The sequence below is a fragment of the Dyella japonica A8 genome, assembly GCF_000725385.1.
In the GTDB taxonomy this organism is placed as follows: Bacteria; Pseudomonadota; Gammaproteobacteria; order Xanthomonadales; family Rhodanobacteraceae; genus Dyella; species Dyella japonica_C.
Genome location: NZ_CP008884.1, coordinates 3,065,128 through 3,080,706, shown reverse-complemented (window position 1 = coordinate 3,080,706; position 15,579 = coordinate 3,065,128). Strand labels below are relative to the sequence as shown.

The window sequence follows — 15,579 nt, the reverse complement described above, 5'->3', positions numbered from 1 at the left end:
TGCGGGGCGATTCCTCTGGGGCCCCAGAAACTCTCGCCCAGGATTGTGTTTACCAAGGTATTGATTTTACGAATAAACGACACCGGTTGCGCGAGGGATTCAAGGACTTGTAGTGTTGCATTGTTATGTGCAACACTTCGCAACACACGCAACAAACCCGAGAATACATGTGGCAACACCTACTGCATCCCAGGTCGAATGGATCGCTTTGGTGCGAGAGGGCTGCGCTGGCAACGCGACAGCGTTTCAACTCAGGCTATCTCGTTTGATCGCCAGGCTGCGGCGCGAAAAGTCCCCCTTGGCAGCCATCCTCTCGAAGGCTTTATCCGAGGCAAGTGAGTCGCGCCTAACTCTTGCTCGCGATTCTGCTGCTCAACAAGCAACGCTGAGTCCCGTTGATGCCGACAGCAACCTCCCCCTCACAACCATCCAGTTCCCGGCGCACCTTGGCGTACAACCAGTATGGGCGCCGGAAATTGAGGCCGGGCTCGAGAGTGTGATCCAGGAATGGCAACAAGCGGACAAGTTGATCGCGTTCGATTTGGAGCCATCGCGTACATTGTTGTTGTCTGGTCCGCCAGGTGTCGGCAAGACACTTGCCGCCACTTACCTGGCGGAACAGCTTCACATCCCCCTAGTTACCCTTAACTTAGCGGCAGCCGTGAACAGCCTTCTAGGTAAGACCGGCAACAATCTTGTGAGGGTGCTTTCTCACGCACGATCACAGCCTTGCGTGCTCTTACTCGATGAATTCGACGCGTTCGCCAAGCGAAGGGACGATGGGCAGGATGTGGGAGAACTAAAGCGAGTAGTGAATGTTCTCCTGCAGGCTATAGATGAGTGGCCATCGACGTCTCTTCTTGTTGCGGCAACTAATCATGAGGAGTTGCTGGATCGCGCGGTTTTCCGCCGGTTCGATCTCTGGTTGCGCTTTCCTGAAAGCACAAAGTCGCAGGTGGAAACACTCTTGCTTCGCCTGGGGTGCGATCAAGGGTTGGCGGCACAAATCGCACCCGCGCTTGCAGGACACCCGTTGTCTGATACACCTCGTCTTATAAATCGTGCGCGGCGGCAGGTGGCTCTCAACGGGGTAACGTTTGAAGAAGCCGCGCTGAGCCTAATCGCCCCCGAGACTTTGAAGGACGAAGAGGTGAAGCGCTACTTGCAGGTTAAGCGCATGCAAGCCGAAGGCAAATCAATGCGCGCCATAGGCAAAGAGCTTCATATCAACGCATCAACGGTATCTCGATTGCTAAGCCGAAAAGGATAAAGGTTATGGCAGAGAAGCAGCGAAATGTATTGATCTCCAATGGCCAGGAATTGATTGGACAGCTATCGTGGCCAGCAGGGGGCGGATCCAAGTGGCTCCCCTACTCTATCGAGGATGCGCGAGAGGCCTTGCATCCACAATTGGTCGCTGTTCAAAATTTTGCGGAGGCAACACCGCTGCGCTTTGCCCCTAGGCGAGAAGTGACCGCAAAAGTGGTCCTTCATCCCGCCTTCCTGGCCAAGACGTACTTCCCTGCCAGTCTTCTGCGTGATGCAGGGCTGACCATTCTTGGTTCGCGGCCAGTGAAAATCAGCCCTCGAAAGCAACGCGGGGGAGCGACCTCGTCGCTTGAGACGGCTTCAATTTTTGTGTCGGGGACGGCGGATGACTTTCTGTCGATGGATGGAAAGCTCCGCGACGCAACTACGGCAGTGGGAAAGCAGGAGCAGTTTGCTCGAATAGAACTTATTGATCCCTACCAGAACGAAGAGAAGCTAAGAATCAGGAGTGATTCCAAGTGGCCCAACCATGTCCACATCACGCTGCATGCAAACGAGTCAGATGCAGATATCTTGGTAGCCTTCAGATCGCTGGTAGAAGAACTTGGGGGGAATGTCACTGCACGAGGCCTAAGATTCGTTCCGGGACTCACTTTCGCGGGTGTTCAAATTGCTCCTGAGAAGGTAGCAGAGCTTGCCAAGTTTTCCCGTATTCGCGTAATCCGCTCGATGCCTCAATTGCAGGGTGACTGGCAACTGAAAGGCACACTCACAAAGACCTTCAATAAACTCAAGATCCCAGAGCAAACAGCAGGATCCAACGTAAAAGCTGCGATCTTTGACGGTGGCATCGCAAACGCCTTTCCCGGTCACGCTAGCGAGTTCGCGAGCAGCAACCTTCAGCCCCCATTACCTGGTGAACTAGCTCATGGTCTCAACGTCACGTCTGCGTTCCTATTTGGGCATGTGGAGCACGCCACAATCGCGCTACCGGTTCCCTTTTGCAAAGTCGATCATCATCGAGTACTTCCCACATCCGACAGCCCCGAGCAAGCGCTGGATGTTCTGGATCGCATCGTAACGGCGCTCCGAAGTGCACGCGTATCTGGTTCCCCGTATCGTTTTGCAAACGTAAGTCTGGGGCCGATCGCAACCTTCTTTGATGATGATGTGCACGAATGGACATCTCGACTCGATACGGAGCTTGCAGACGGGCGTACCTTGTGCACCGCCGCGGTCGGAAATAACGGGCTACTTGACGGAGAGTTGGCGCGAATCCAGCCTCCCGGCGACGCAGTCAACGTGTTTTCAATTGGCGCCGCTGGCTCAACGAAGAGGAAGTGGGGGCGCGCACCGTATAGTGCGGTAGGTCCAGGCCGGAGTCCTGGCTATGTGAAGCCTGACGCGGTGGCATTCGGAGGATCGGACGAAGAACCTGTGCCGGTATTTAATCCAATTGCCGGCGGCGTTGTCGCAGTGGCGGGTACCAGCTTCGCGAGCCCCTTGGCACTACGCGTTGCTGCAGGGGCGGACTCGATGAGTAGATCCTCTTTCGACCCAGTCACCCTTCAAGCACTCATAATCAATGCCTGTGAATACAGTCCGCGCAGCCACACTCGCCCGGAGGTCGGCTGGGGGCGCATTCCTCTTAATCCGGAGGAAATTCTCTACACCCCACTAGATGTCGTGCGTGTCGTATACCAGGGAGTAACCCGGCCGGGTCATCCTCAGAAAGCTCAGATCCCGATCCCCACTGGACTTCCGTCCGGCAGCTTCATAAAGCTGGGGGCGACGTTTTGCTATCGCGCCCCAGTTGATTCCGCCCACGCCATCAACTACACGCGAGCGGGCTTGTGGGTGCGATGCTACAAGGGTCCGAAGAAGTCACTGCCCCTATTTGGCAGCGGAATGTATAAAACTGAAGAACAGCTCAGGCGAGATTCCATGCGTTGGGACACGGTGCTACACAATAAGTGTCGCGTTGGCGTGGATGACCTTGAAGATCCATATTTTCATATCAACTACCAGGTTCGCGATGAAAGCGAGGCCGTCAGGAGCGAGGATGCCGTGCCAATGCCCTTCGCCCTGGTCGTGACGATCGAAGCACCTGGTGTCACGGATCTCCTAACGAGAATCCAGACGCAGTTTCCCATTCTGCAGACACTTAGCGTCCAGTCGCACGCAGAAGTGACTTCAGGCGGTGCTCCTTGAGATTTCGCGAGTCAAATGATTCCTCTGGTACGCGACTCCCCTAACAGCCAGGAGAAAAGCGGCATGAGCAAAAAGTTGTTTGTCGAACGGCGTGATCAAGGTGACTATGCGGTGCGCAAAGCAGGTGCCAAACGCGCAAGTGCGACCGCCCCCACTCAGGCAGAGGCCATAGAAATGGCTCGAAAGATGGGATCTACAAATCCGGACGTAGAGCGCGTGCGCCACACCAAAGCCGGGAAACCGGATCAATGGCGCAAGGCGTGACTGTTTTGGGCTGGTCATTGACACGCAACGAATATCCGCATTACCACTGCAACAGTCGCTAGCCTTCTGCGCGCAACGGGACATGGAGAGAGTTGCGTACTTTGATGAATTTGAGGAAACACAGAGGTCAATCGCGCACATCAAGGAATCCGATAGCATTAGGGTGCACTACAGCGGTAATGAAATTGTCGTAGATTTCCGAAAATTTCCTGGTCCTGTTGCCCTACTCCTCAAGCACTCCTTTGTCAGGCTTCTTAGTCCCGGATCTTCCCAAGGCACGGCGGCTAGCTACTTGAACTTTGTCAGTTACCTGGCTCCTGGCGAAGTAGAGGAGCTTGCCCTGGCAAGCCCGCAAACCATTGCTTCGCTTTGGTCTCGCCTTCTTGCTCGCGATTATCCACTGAACTTCGACCCTGCCCTGATTAAAGACTACCTTGACTGCTTCAAGTCTGATGCATCCAAGGCCGAGGTCATGGATGAGCTGGAGTCGCACTACGAAGACATGGATCCGGAGAAGAGGAAGGCACGACTCGAAATTATGGGGCTCATCGCCAACCCGCAAGTCTTCTTTGATGAATTTGAAGATGACAGCGAGTACGTAGCGGATGGCAGCGCGGCCGATGAGTGGTAAGGGCGTGGTAAACCCTTGTATCGGGAAAGTTATGCCTTTACCAGCACGGTTGGCGGAGTCAGGAGCGATAGGGCGTTAACGGGGAAGAGCACAAGGGGAAAGTTCGTGATCAAGGCGCTGTACAACTACATGCGGGTGCAACATCTTGAGACTTGGTTGACAAAGGGTGTCTATTTTGGTCTCGCCTGCTGCTTTGATGACCAAAGGGAGGGTCATCTGACTCGACAGGCGGTAAACGCTCTTGTCGAGGACATGGCGCGGGAGGCGCACTGCCTTGGAAATGGACCAGACGATGGCACCCTGGCGCGAGTTGGATCTCTTACGCATAGAATGGCCCTTGCCTCGAAGCGCCAAACATTTATTAGCTGTTGGCATGAGAACTCAGCCTTCTCCCCACGTATGTCGGCCATGTATGGTGAGGGTGGTGTCTATATCAAGACGTCGAATGACCGACTGATTCGTTCGATTCGTCGCGAGCTGCTGATGCTGTTGGACCCCGCAGACGGTGAACAGGACCCGCCATTCTTCGAGGCACGCTATATTCCCCGGCTTCTAGCGCCTGAAGCGATCAAAGCGCGCATGGACCTACTGTCACTAGTTTTCCACAAGAACAAGCGAACGCGCTGGGAATTTCAGCGGGAGCATCGGCTCATTGTGGACGCGTCCCAAATCGCGGTACGGACGGGCATTGAGGTCAATGGCGCGCAAGCTGTTCACGGCGCAGACCATCTTCGCATCGACCACGCAGGCCTAACGGTGGATTTTGAGACCGATGGGTTGGTGAGGCACCTGTATCTTCAGGCAGATCCGCAAGTTCTGGCCGAAGAAATTGGCGTGATACACCCAGAGCACTTCGACGAAGTTGCGTCCTTGTGCGGACGCTTGGGCCTTCCTTCCCCGAGATTGGTCACTGACGCTGAGAAATTGCAACGCAATGACGACACCAAGAATAATGAGATCGATGGCATGTGGCTGACTGATCCCCCGCACAAGGTAAGTGCGGAACGCCATACATAGTCCCCAAGGTTCATTCAAATGAGTAACACCCCATGTTGGAACAAACATTAGACGAGTTGTGGTCAAGGATCATGGCGGCAGGAGTCTCCTCATCAGGAGGGGGAGAGATGCTTTATCGTGGCATTTCCGATGAGAGCTACGAGCTTATCTCGTCGCTTGGGCGGAAGACCGGGGAAAACACCGGTGGCGATGTGAGCACGCTCGAACGCAGTTTGATGACCGAATTTCGTCGACTCACAGTACCGTTGCTGGTGAATCCTCCGCGCACTGACTTCGAGTGGTTGTTCCTTGCGCAGCACTATGGGCTGCCGACACGCCTTCTGGACTGGTCAACCAATCCACTTGTCGCTCTTTATTTTGCGGCAGCAGAAGGCGACACTACGGATGGCGCATTCATCCACGTACAGACAGCGGTCACTGACCAATACGAGCTGTTTGACCCATCGACTGCACAATTCACGGTTGAGCACCGCGCAAAGCCCATGGGGCTTTTCGCTCTTCAGCCACACCAGGGAACGGTCATCTTTGTTAGGCCGCGTTACTCCGATGCGCGGTATCTAAACCAGAAATCGGTCTTCGCGTGTCCTGCAGACCCTTTCACGCCACTGCGCATCCCCGGCATCAGCACAATCACTATACCGGCGAAGTGGAAGCCGGAAATCAGAAAACGCCTCCGCGTATTGGGAATATCGACGTCCCACATCTACCCGGGACTCGCTGGGGCGGCGTCGGAAATCAAATCGCTGATGTTCAATCCCGTCGCATCGGGTCAGGCCCGGATGATCACGCTTAAAGTCGACTTGAGACTCGATTTCGCTTAATCGCACGTGGTAGCAACGACGTACCGCCAGGTCGTCGCGGGCAGGCGCTTCGCCCCATGCGGGTGTACTACACGGAACGGACTAATCACCCTGCCCCGTGGCGGAACAGTCGCATCTTCCGCGCAGGGCATCGCCAACAACTTCGTCAATGAAACCATCGACAAATCCATTTTCGATCGTTGGCGGCGCGGCAGCACCTGCCGCCCCAAGAACCTTGTCGACTGGGCAACGCGGGCCAAAGTGGATCCAGGCGTTTTATTGATATCCGTTCGAGCGGACAATCCGTCGATTACAATCAGCGACGACCAAAGGCATACGCAGCCATGGCTTCCGCAACTCCCAAGCAACTTCACTGGTTTGAGAAGACGGTCGAATATGCGTTTGTAATGAACCATGCCCGACACCTGACATGGGCCACGCCCTTGGATGGCAATCATGAGCGGGCAGCCGATGCCATTTTCACGATCGAAGATTCCAAATGGTTGCTGATCGAGTTCAAGCGCGCAGCCGGTGACTTTAGCAGTGAGGAGCGCAAGTTCGCATCACACGCTCTTGCCAAAGAGGCACTCAGTGGGGATGGGGAGTGTCTTCATTTCTTCGTCTACGGAACGTTGCCAAGCGGCGGCCGTCAGCTGGAACTCACTGCCACGCCCTATTGGAAGCAATCGCCCATGCTTTCCGTGAGCGAACTATTGGACACGAAGGGGACCCGTGACCGCGAGTTCTTTTGGGAATATCTGCATAGGCTCGTGGAACAAAAAGAATCGGCACAGGGCAGTCAGGGCGGCCCTGACTACTCCCTTATCGCGGCCGTGACGAATGAGGGACACATACGAGCAATCTCATCGCTTTCAGAAATTTTTGCTCCAACGCCAGTCAATGAACCTACCTTCGCACTCCGTTTTTGAGCCATCAATCAATTCATGAAGAATCACATCAAACGCGCTCATCAGAACGAACACCAGCAACGAAAACAGACTGAAAGCCAGCGTCGCGAGCAAGCCGAAAAAAAATGGAGCAAATTTCTCAATGAGTCATTGGGTTTTTTGGGGTTCCCGCTAGGGCTTGCCTGTCTCACAACCAAAACGCCTTCGATCAATGCAACTTTGTGCCTCGCCTTCATCTTGGCGGTATGGTTTTCAGGGATTGACCTGATGCCGAAGCACTTCCGTGAGCGAGCGCCGACAGGGCCGTCGGAGCCCCAGGGTCAACGAATCAGCTTTAGATCGAGGCATCAGTTCTGGTTGCAGACACTTCCTGCAATTCTCGGCTATGCCTATTTGATCGTCATTGCACTCAGCTATGGCATAGAGCGGCATTGCAACATTCCCGCTGAACCATGCGCGACAGTAAGAGCGATGCTCCAGGCCTATGTGGGCGCCCCTGGGCTCTGAGCGCAACCCTTGAGAGTTCGGACACCCCCATTTGGGCCGAGGGTTGAGCCCGGAGGCCGAGTAGAGGCGCCCCCTGGCGTCTCACGGTTAAATAAGACAGGGCTCCGCCCCTCCCCCCCCCCCCCGTCGTCAACCGGCCTGTTCCGCATTGGCTCGGAGGCAGCCCCGAATCGGGTCCGTTTGGCGCGAAACCGGATAAATTATGGATGAATTTTCCATTGACAATGGGAGGTTTTAGGACTATTTATACGTTACCTGTAGAGCGACTGGAGGTGTGCCGCTATGGCTGAGCTGCGATTGAATGTCCCTAGCGCCGTCGTCGAGGGGATTAACAACAATTTGAAAGAAGTCTTGGGTGCCGAGGCCAGCGATAAGCCGCTGTCAGTCAATGACATTGGCCGAGAAGCGCTGGCGGTCTATAAATGGTTCGTTGAGCAGACCAAGGCAGGCAAAGCAGTGGTCGCAGTCGATCCGGACCTCACTCATTTTGTTCAGATATCCACCCCGCACTTGCCAGCAAAGATTTCGCTAAACCGCTGATTGATTTGCAGCCTTTTGGGGGTGTCCGGTGCCAATTACGGAAGGCGACGGTATTAGTGTAGTTAAGAGTGCGGTCGACCCGATCGGGAGTCCGCCCATCGTCGATGAAGTCGACAAGGTGACTCCGATCGGGGACCCCTATGAGGAATCTCATAATCGCACCAGAGAAATTATCGCTCTCTGGCTCGTTGGATTGCTGTGCTCAATCGTGGCACTCGCTTTCGTCGGACTCTTTTTCGTAGAGCGGGCCATTGATCAGAAACAAGCGTTTGAGAACCTCAAAGCTGTTCTCGATGTGCTTGTGGGACCTATTGTCACCCTGCTTTCGTCGGCCATCGGTTTCTACTTTGGCTCACGAACGGCGCAATTGAATCGCAAATAGAGGATTCTCGGGCTGACATCGGAGCAACACGATGTCTTTGGACTAGGGGGAGCCAGCTTGCCAGATAGCAAACGAACGGACGATGGGGGTGCCTATGGTTTCCTTCAGAAAGTATTGCCCGCTGCCGCGCCGGCGCTTGTCATTGCGTCCGTTCTTCTTTTTATCGCCATTCTCTTTCCCGTTCTGGAGTATGCGTCTCGGGCAGCACCCCCCGCGCAGCCCACCGTTGTCTATGTTGACGCGGCAATAGGCCCAGGCCTCCCCCAGGCCGCCGCTCACATTGTTCTTCCGAGCGACTCCCTTTTCGAGTTCAATTCAGCCAAGCTGACCGAAGACTCCGCCAAGCTCCTCCAGCCGGCCATATCTGAAATGCGAAAGGCTGGCGACGCTGACTCCATCCTCGTGATTGGTCATTCCGACTCCATCGGCGGGCAGTCGTCTTACAACGACAAGCTGTCCCTGGAGCGAGCCCAGGCCATTCAGTCCTATGTCGAAAGTGCAGGATTTGCGCACGACAAAATTGAAGCAATCGGCGTGGGTGATCGTGCGCCCGCAAAGGCTTCAGTCCAGTGCGACGGATTGTCTCTCGACAAGAAAATTGCCTGCGAAGCTCCCAACAGGCGAGTAGAGATCTGGCTTCGACTCGCACACGCGCCTGACCACGCTTGATTGCAGTCACCAATGTCCGCATGCCGGCGAAGGCGACTGCAAGTGTGGATTCAGCGGAGCTGCAGGACGGCGTGTTCGCAGGGTGCGCCATTTTTTACAGCAATCGGGATTGGCTCGGCATGCTGAATAGCGGCACGCTACCTAATTGCCCTGGCTGAATGAGCAGCAGGGTCTTGGCTATAGCGAGCGCGGAGGTCCTACGACTGGCGCGCCGCATGGCAGGCGTCCGCTTGGAGCCGAAGGCAATCGCCCCTTACCCCTGATAACTTGCCCCAATCGCCCCACCTTCCACTTCCGGCCAGGAGTTCACGGTGGCAACTGCTCACCAGTTCGCAACAATGCCATAAGCATCAAACCAAACGATGCGTATGTTCGGCACTCGGCGCGAAGCAATGGCCTTCAGCGGTTGCAATCGTCGGGTCACCATCTGCGATAGCTAGAATGTCCAACCCGCGTAGAAAGTCCGTTCAATCAACGAAGAAATCTTTCCCAGTCTTTCGGTAGATTTCCGGCTGGGCCGGGTACCGCTTGAGCCAAGGGGTGGGACGTCGGAGGCGCCAATTGCGGACCGTCGAAGAATTGTTGGGTACGATAGTCGTAGAACCAGTCCTCGCCTGGTTCAAAGCTAGCAATGACATGATGCCCGGTTGCCAAAGCGTGCTTCGTGGCATGCTGATTGGGCGAATTGTCGCAACAACCTATGTGACCACACTCCGCACAACGTCGAAGATGGAGCCACCACTGGCCTGATGCAAGACACTCCATACACCCAGTCCCACTGGGCGGGGTATGCGGCTTGATACCAAGATGTTCCGTAACCACAATTCACCTCCTTTGCTCTGGGTTTCTTCCGGAGCGTGAGCGCCCTACGCAGAGGCGGCGGACTATCCCAATTGATTATGCTGGCGAATGAGGACGTCGCTCGCACGTTCGCTCACCATGTAGACCGCGCTGCAGATGAAAATTCCTGGGATGCGCGGAAAGACGCTGGCATCCACGACACGCAAACCCCTTACGCCGCGCACCCGGAAATCGCCGTCTAATACCGCTTGCGGATCATCGCTCGAGCCGATCTTGCAGGTGCAGGAAGCGTGGTGCCCCCAAGCGTTGTTGTGGACCCAGTCGCGCAGTCCCTGCTCGTCGGTGTCCTTTCCAGGCATCACCTCGGCGGCAATGATGTCGTCCAGACGCGCGGCGATCCGCCTAGCAACTGCGATGCCGTCCAGCACGCCCTGCATATCCCGTCCCTCGACGTCGGTGCCTTCCTCGAAATAGCGGAAGTCAATCTGCGGCCGATCTCTTGGGTCGGTACTCACCAGCGTCACCTGGCCACCACGATTCCGGGTATGGCCCTTGAGCACCAGCAACGTCAGTCTGTCATGCTCTAGCGCGCCTTCGGCGGCATAGCCGGGATAGTAGCCGTGAAAATCAATCGGCAGTGCCATGACGTACAGGTCTGGATCCTCTTCTGCGACACTGGATCTGGCAACAAAGGCTGCAAGCGAGCCATTGGTGCTGTACGGCCCATCGCGGTCTGCGTCCCACTCCGCAAAGAGGCTATCAGCCTTGCCATCGCGGCCCGGTACGTTCAGCGTCTGATCTTTGAAGATCGCGTAGTCATGGATCAGTCGATGGACCACGCAGACCTCGTAGCGGTCCTGTAGGTTCGCGCCCACACCGGGCATGTCGAGGCGCACGGGGATGCCATGGCGCTCAAGCTCTGCCCGAGGACCGATACCAGACAGCTTGAGGATCTGAGGCGTGTTGTAGGCCCCGCCGGCGAGGATTATCTCGCGCCTGGCGTAGGCCCTCTTAGGGGTGCCGGGGCCATGTGCGTCAGCAGCGCTTGGATCCCCCATGTAGAGGCGCGCTCCGGAGAGAAACGCCACGCCCACGGCAAGATCGCCCTCGAACAGCACTTCGGATACCAGTGAGTGAGGGCGAATCTCCAGCTTGTCAGGGTGCTTGCGCTGAGCCGCCAGGATACGCTCGCGCGAGCCATTACGGTTGCCATCGTCTACTGCGACGGGGACGAAGATCATGCCCTCCCCCCGCTTCTCGACAAAACCCCAGTCGTTCGGGTCGTTAGGCAGAACCACCTCGTCGGGCGTGCGGTAGGTGGCACGGCTCTCGGCGTCGATAGCGTTGATGATCTTTAGAAACCACGGCTCGCGCGAGGCAATCTTTGGATTGGCGCGACTGATGGGCAGCCAGCCGTTAAAACCGTGGCGCGAGCCGTCGCCAGGCCGCGCCGGATGGGTAGGATCGGGGTCGGGTCCACGCCACGATTCCAGCCGCTCGAAGCGGCGACGCATGGCCTCTGGGCTCCAGTCGTCGTCTCCGGTCAGCTTGGCGAGATACTCCCAATCCGAATTGCTTGGGTAAAGGGTGATCATGGCGCTAATGGCAGTAGATCCGCCCAACGTCGCCCCACGCGGATAAAGGATGCCATCCTCGTTCTCGACATATTTCGGATCGCGCACGCGCTTGTCACGTTCGACATAATGCCGAACGAAGAAGTCCCAGCGCATGTCCGCGTCCTCGCTTGCGCGGGCCTGCATGATCGGAACCTGATAATAGGGGCACTCGTGTTCGCCACCGGCCTCTAGTAGCAGGACCGAGAAGCCCGCCTCAGCCAAATTAGCTGCGAGCGGGCCGCCGCCGGCCCCTGAGCCTACGATGATGAAGTCATGTTCCGCAGTAGTATGGTCCGCCATAATCATCTCCAGAAAAGACAGGGCGGTAGGCCAGTTGCGCACTTAGTTCGACTTTACGCTCCGGTAGCGTATATGGCTCGTCATTGGCGTCGCCGTGCTCTCTGTCATACCAACAATGGCTCTACATCGACGTCGATGCCACCCGTCCGTCGTCCAGCGTTGGCTCCGAACCCTTTTCGAAAAGCACAGAGCGCCATATGAGCAGTGATGTGACTGGTTCTTTTGAGGGATCCTGGATTCTCCAGCCAGAACTGTCTCGCTACCAGTTGGGTCTCCCGCCTCGGAGCGGGATTTACATCGTTTGGCTCGGAAGAGATGGTGAAATCACGATTGAATCTGATTGGGTAAGCGCTTCAGGGCGCCGCCACCAAATCGAGTTCAGCGGAAGGATAGATGGGCATCCTTATCCGTATAACAGTACATCGATCGCCGATAGCCTGAAGTTTGAGCTCACTTCAACCGGACTACTCCGTTCCAGTGCATGGCTAAACGGACGCGTGATGATGTGGGCGGAGCGTGAGCTTGCGGATGACAAGCTACTGACAATACATGTGCATGGCAGACTTTCCGACGGCTCGGTCTATACGAACACCGACGTCTATCGTCGTGATATTGATGCTGAGGCGATCGTCAATCGAGGACCGCTCGAACCCGATCATTGACCACTGTTACACGACCTACACTCAATGCTTGGCAAATCCCGTGCTGAGGCTGAGTTCACGGTAGCGCTGTAATCCCTGAGTGAGGCGATCAAGCTGCTTCTCCATCGCCCGCACTGCGTCCGCACCGACATAGAGTCGCGTCGGCGGATGAGCCATCTGACTCAACTGAATCATGAGTTCGGCTGCCTTGTCTGGATCCCCGCCCTGGTGCTTGTTCAGTTGCCGATAGAGCTCAAGCACCTGGTGGACCGATTCGTATTCGGGAATGGGGGCGCTGGCACGCCTGGAAGAGCTGTGCTCGTCCAGGAAATCAGTACGAAATCCACCAGGACAGATTGCCGTCACCGAAATACCGAATTCGGCCACTTCGTCCGCGAGAGACTCAGAGAGGAGAATGACCGCTGCCTTGGTGGCGCTGTAAATACCCGTCGACAGACCACCGATCGATCCGGAGATCGATCCAACATTGATAATGTGGCCGGAGTGCCGCTGCCGCATGACGGGCAGCACGGACCGAAGCATATTCAGCAGACCGAAAACATTGATATCAAAATTGGCCCGCGTCTCATGGTCAGTGACCTCCTCTACGGCTCCAAGCACCGCATAGCCCGCATTGTTGACCAACACATCGACGCTTCCGAATTGTTGGACGACATCCTGGACGGTCTTCTCCACGCTCGATGGATCGGGCAAATCTGTCTCAAGTGCGAGAAATTGCCCTGGAGCACCATTCACTTGAGCGGCAAGGTGTGCAGCATCACGTGAGGTTCCAGCGACACGATCGCCCCTCGCGAGAACGGCCTTTACCAACGCCAACCCAAGTCCCTTCGACGCCCCAGTTATTAGCCACACCTTTGACTGAAGAGACATGCATGCGCTCCGATCTGTTTAGGTCTTTGCCTTGGTGAGGCGTGGTTCGACTATCAAGAAGTCTTTGAGTAGCACGTCCCTGCTTATCCCGTGATATTCGTGCTCCTGAATCATCAGGCACTCCTTCACGAATGAGTGTCTTTGACCACGAGCACGATGCGACCGGTGTAACCGCCCGACTCCATCATTCGATGAGCACTGGCAGCCTCGGCCAGTGGAAAGGTCTTTGCAATGACCGGGCGGCACAGTCCCCGATCAAGTACCGGCCAAACCTTCGCCCTTAGTTGGCGGGCAATTTCGCCCTTTTCGGCGATCGTACGTGGTCGCATGGCCGAGCCAGTAATGACGAGTCGCCGGGCAAGCACTTCCACGAGGTTAAAGTAGGTGACGATCTCTCCGCCAAGAAAGCCGAGCAGGATTAGGCGACCGTCCGTAGCCAGGCAATCGAGATTGCGCTGAAAGTAGTCAGCACCCACAACATCGAGGATGACATTGACCCCGTGGCCGTGGGTCTCCTCTTTGACAGCAGCGACGAAATCTTCAATCGAGTAGTCAATGGCGCGGTCAGCACCGAGCTCCACGCAGGCTCGGCAGGCATCGGCACCACGCGCCGTAGCAATGACGCGCGCTCCAAAAGCTTTTGCCAGTTGAATCGCGGTCGTCCCAATCCCGCCGCTACCACCGTGGATCAAAACTGTCTCGCCCGACTTCAGGCGTCCCATCTGGAATAAATTGGCGTACACGGTGAACAGCGTCTCTGGCAAGCACGCCGCCAATTCGGCGCCATACCCCTCTGGCCACCGCAACATCTGCGGTATCGGTGCAACAGCATATTCGGCATAGCCGCCCGCCGGTATTAACGCGCAAACGCGATCCCCGACCTCAAATTCTTCTGAGGCGCTCCCCATAGCAACGATTTCACCGGCTACCTCGAGACCCAGCACTGGGGTGGCATGCGCTTGAATCGGATATCGCCCCTGCCGCTGCAAGACATCGGGGCGATTGACGCCCGCCGCTTGCACACGAATCAAAGCCTCTCCCTTTCCCGGGATGGGGACCGGTTCAACCGATAGTTTCAACACTTCGGGCACGCCTGGCTCTTGAAATGTCACCGCGTGCATAACTTTTGGGAGCGCAGACATTGACCACACCTCAAAGTATTGCCCGTCAACAATCACCGAAAGCTGTCGATAAGAAGGGCTTATAGCTCGATTTCACCGAGCGCCAGTGCCCTGGCTACGGCATGTGCTGTCGATGACGCATTAAGTCGACGTCTAGCTGATCGGAGATGGTTCTCAACGGTTCTCTCTGAGATCGAGAGTATGGAAGCCACCTCTGACTGTAATCTTCCTTGAGCCGTCCAGCGAAGGATTTCCCGCTCGCGCTCGGTCAACTGCTGATGAACCTCTTCGATAACCTTGGCGCGGCGTCGCCTGAACTCATGAAAGGCAAACGTGCAGACAGACTGAAGTAGTAAGCGAAGGTCCGAACTCATATCCAGGATCTCACCAGCGAAGGAAATCGCTCCCTCCAGACCGGTGCGGCCGAAGATGGGAACCTGAATTCCATTCACCTCGCCGAGATCACGTGCGCTGTGCACGATGCGATAGACCATTCGATCCGGTGAAGACGAGGTGCTCTTGGACCAGAAGAAAGGTTCATCGAACTCCAGGACATGCCGCGTGACGGGGCAATGGAGCAGGTACGCATCTCTTTCTCGCGCGCTACGCCCTTCGGCCCAATCGCCGTGGACGAAAAAGATTTCATCAACAAGACGGTCAGACGATCTCGGCGAGACGCTGCACACGATGACTCGGTCAAAGCCGATTGCTTTCGCGAACTCGACGAGCGCGCCGCATACAGCCTCGGCCGTGGGGGCCCTGCGAATGCGCGACGAAGCCTCAAAAAGGACCTTGGCAAGCTCTGTGGTCGATGCGCTCATGGGCACTATCATCGCGCCCTCGGCGTTTAGCCGACATGAGGGATATCCCCTATATCCCGACTCTTGAAGTCGGGCTTACTGTTGACCGGGCCAGGCGATCACCTCGTGATCGCGCACGAAGGAGCATCGTCGGCAAATGCCCCGGCACCATTGGAAACCCAGCGCAAGTCTTCACTATTGTGCTCGGCAA

The 15,579-nt window shown here is 56.2% G+C and carries 17 protein-coding genes; 12 read left to right on the top strand and 5 right to left on the bottom strand.

Annotation, left to right across the window (positions count from 1 at the left end):
• The first annotated feature begins 298 nt into the window (after positions 1 to 298).
• The 11 genes from HY57_RS12925 to HY57_RS12885 all read left to right on the top strand — a co-directional run bounded on the left by HY57_RS12925 (position 299) and on the right by HY57_RS12885 (position 9,198).
• The gene (locus HY57_RS12925; RefSeq protein WP_235186561.1) at positions 299 to 1,270 is read left to right on the top strand and encodes an AAA family ATPase; all 972 of its coding nucleotides are present in this window, start codon (positions 299 to 301) and stop codon (positions 1,268 to 1,270) included.
• Positions 1,271 to 1,275: 5 nt separating this feature from the next.
• Positions 1,276 to 3,480 (top strand): S8 family peptidase, encoded by a 2,205-nt coding sequence (locus HY57_RS12920; protein ID WP_081500777.1) that lies wholly within the window; start codon positions 1,276 to 1,278, stop codon positions 3,478 to 3,480.
• A 63-nt stretch (positions 3,481 to 3,543) separates the two neighbouring features.
• Positions 3,544 to 3,744: a DUF2188 domain-containing protein gene (locus HY57_RS21255; RefSeq protein ID WP_081500778.1), complete on the top strand. Its 201-nt coding sequence runs from the start codon at positions 3,544 to 3,546 to the stop codon at positions 3,742 to 3,744.
• An 82-nt stretch (positions 3,745 to 3,826) separates the two neighbouring features.
• Positions 3,827 to 4,375, top strand: a complete 549-nt coding sequence (locus HY57_RS12915; protein WP_019467616.1) for a hypothetical protein — start codon at positions 3,827 to 3,829, stop codon at positions 4,373 to 4,375.
• A gap of 105 nt (positions 4,376 to 4,480) precedes the next feature.
• On the top strand, positions 4,481 to 5,392 hold the full coding sequence (locus HY57_RS12910; protein WP_144240823.1) for a hypothetical protein: 912 nt from the start codon (positions 4,481 to 4,483) through the stop codon (positions 5,390 to 5,392).
• A gap of 32 nt (positions 5,393 to 5,424) precedes the next feature.
• Positions 5,425 to 6,213: an FRG domain-containing protein gene (locus tag HY57_RS12905; RefSeq protein ID WP_038579818.1), complete on the top strand. Its 789-nt coding sequence runs from the start codon at positions 5,425 to 5,427 to the stop codon at positions 6,211 to 6,213.
• Positions 6,214 to 6,536: 323 nt separating this feature from the next.
• Positions 6,537 to 7,121 (top strand): hypothetical protein, encoded by a 585-nt coding sequence (locus HY57_RS12900; RefSeq protein WP_019467619.1) that lies wholly within the window; start codon positions 6,537 to 6,539, stop codon positions 7,119 to 7,121.
• Positions 7,122 to 7,136: 15 nt separating this feature from the next.
• Entirely contained in the window at positions 7,137 to 7,607 is a 471-nt protein-coding gene (locus HY57_RS21620) for a hypothetical protein (RefSeq protein ID WP_144240822.1), read from the top strand.
• 282 nt (positions 7,608 to 7,889) lie between these two features.
• Complete coding sequence (locus HY57_RS12895; RefSeq protein ID WP_019467150.1) at positions 7,890 to 8,147, top strand: hypothetical protein; 258 nt, start codon at positions 7,890 to 7,892, stop codon at positions 8,145 to 8,147.
• A 28-nt stretch (positions 8,148 to 8,175) separates the two neighbouring features.
• Positions 8,176 to 8,529: a hypothetical protein gene (locus tag HY57_RS12890; RefSeq protein ID WP_019467151.1), complete on the top strand. Its 354-nt coding sequence runs from the start codon at positions 8,176 to 8,178 to the stop codon at positions 8,527 to 8,529.
• A gap of 57 nt (positions 8,530 to 8,586) precedes the next feature.
• Positions 8,587 to 9,198, top strand: a complete 612-nt coding sequence (locus tag HY57_RS12885; RefSeq protein ID WP_038579813.1) for an OmpA family protein — start codon at positions 8,587 to 8,589, stop codon at positions 9,196 to 9,198.
• Positions 9,199 to 9,669: 471 nt separating this feature from the next.
• Here the strand turns inward: HY57_RS12885 and HY57_RS21250 are convergent, their stop codons facing one another.
• Positions 9,670 to 9,963, bottom strand: a complete 294-nt coding sequence (locus tag HY57_RS21250) for a UBP-type zinc finger domain-containing protein (RefSeq protein ID WP_081500741.1) — start codon at positions 9,961 to 9,963, stop codon at positions 9,670 to 9,672.
• A 119-nt stretch (positions 9,964 to 10,082) separates the two neighbouring features.
• Positions 10,083 to 11,915 (bottom strand): GMC family oxidoreductase, encoded by a 1,833-nt coding sequence (locus HY57_RS12880; protein ID WP_019467153.1) that lies wholly within the window; start codon positions 11,913 to 11,915, stop codon positions 10,083 to 10,085.
• Between the two features lie 197 nt (positions 11,916 to 12,112).
• On the opposite strand from HY57_RS12880, the gene HY57_RS21615 reads away from it, so the two are divergent.
• Positions 12,113 to 12,577, top strand: coding sequence for a hypothetical protein (locus tag HY57_RS21615; protein WP_144240821.1), 465 nt, complete (start codon positions 12,113 to 12,115; stop codon positions 12,575 to 12,577).
• A gap of 21 nt (positions 12,578 to 12,598) precedes the next feature.
• Here the strand turns inward: HY57_RS21615 and HY57_RS21245 are convergent, their stop codons facing one another.
• From HY57_RS21245 to HY57_RS12865, 3 genes are all read right to left on the bottom strand, one after another.
• Positions 12,599 to 13,447, bottom strand: a complete 849-nt coding sequence (locus HY57_RS21245) for an SDR family NAD(P)-dependent oxidoreductase (RefSeq protein ID WP_026034253.1) — start codon at positions 13,445 to 13,447, stop codon at positions 12,599 to 12,601.
• A gap of 125 nt (positions 13,448 to 13,572) precedes the next feature.
• The gene (locus tag HY57_RS12870) at positions 13,573 to 14,568 is read right to left on the bottom strand and encodes an NAD(P)H-quinone oxidoreductase (protein WP_026034254.1); all 996 of its coding nucleotides are present in this window, start codon (positions 14,566 to 14,568) and stop codon (positions 13,573 to 13,575) included.
• Positions 14,569 to 14,648: 80 nt separating this feature from the next.
• Entirely contained in the window at positions 14,649 to 15,389 is a 741-nt protein-coding gene (locus tag HY57_RS12865; RefSeq protein WP_019467159.1) for a PA1136 family autoinducer-binding transcriptional regulator, read from the bottom strand.
• Positions 15,390 to 15,579 lie beyond the last annotated feature (190 nt).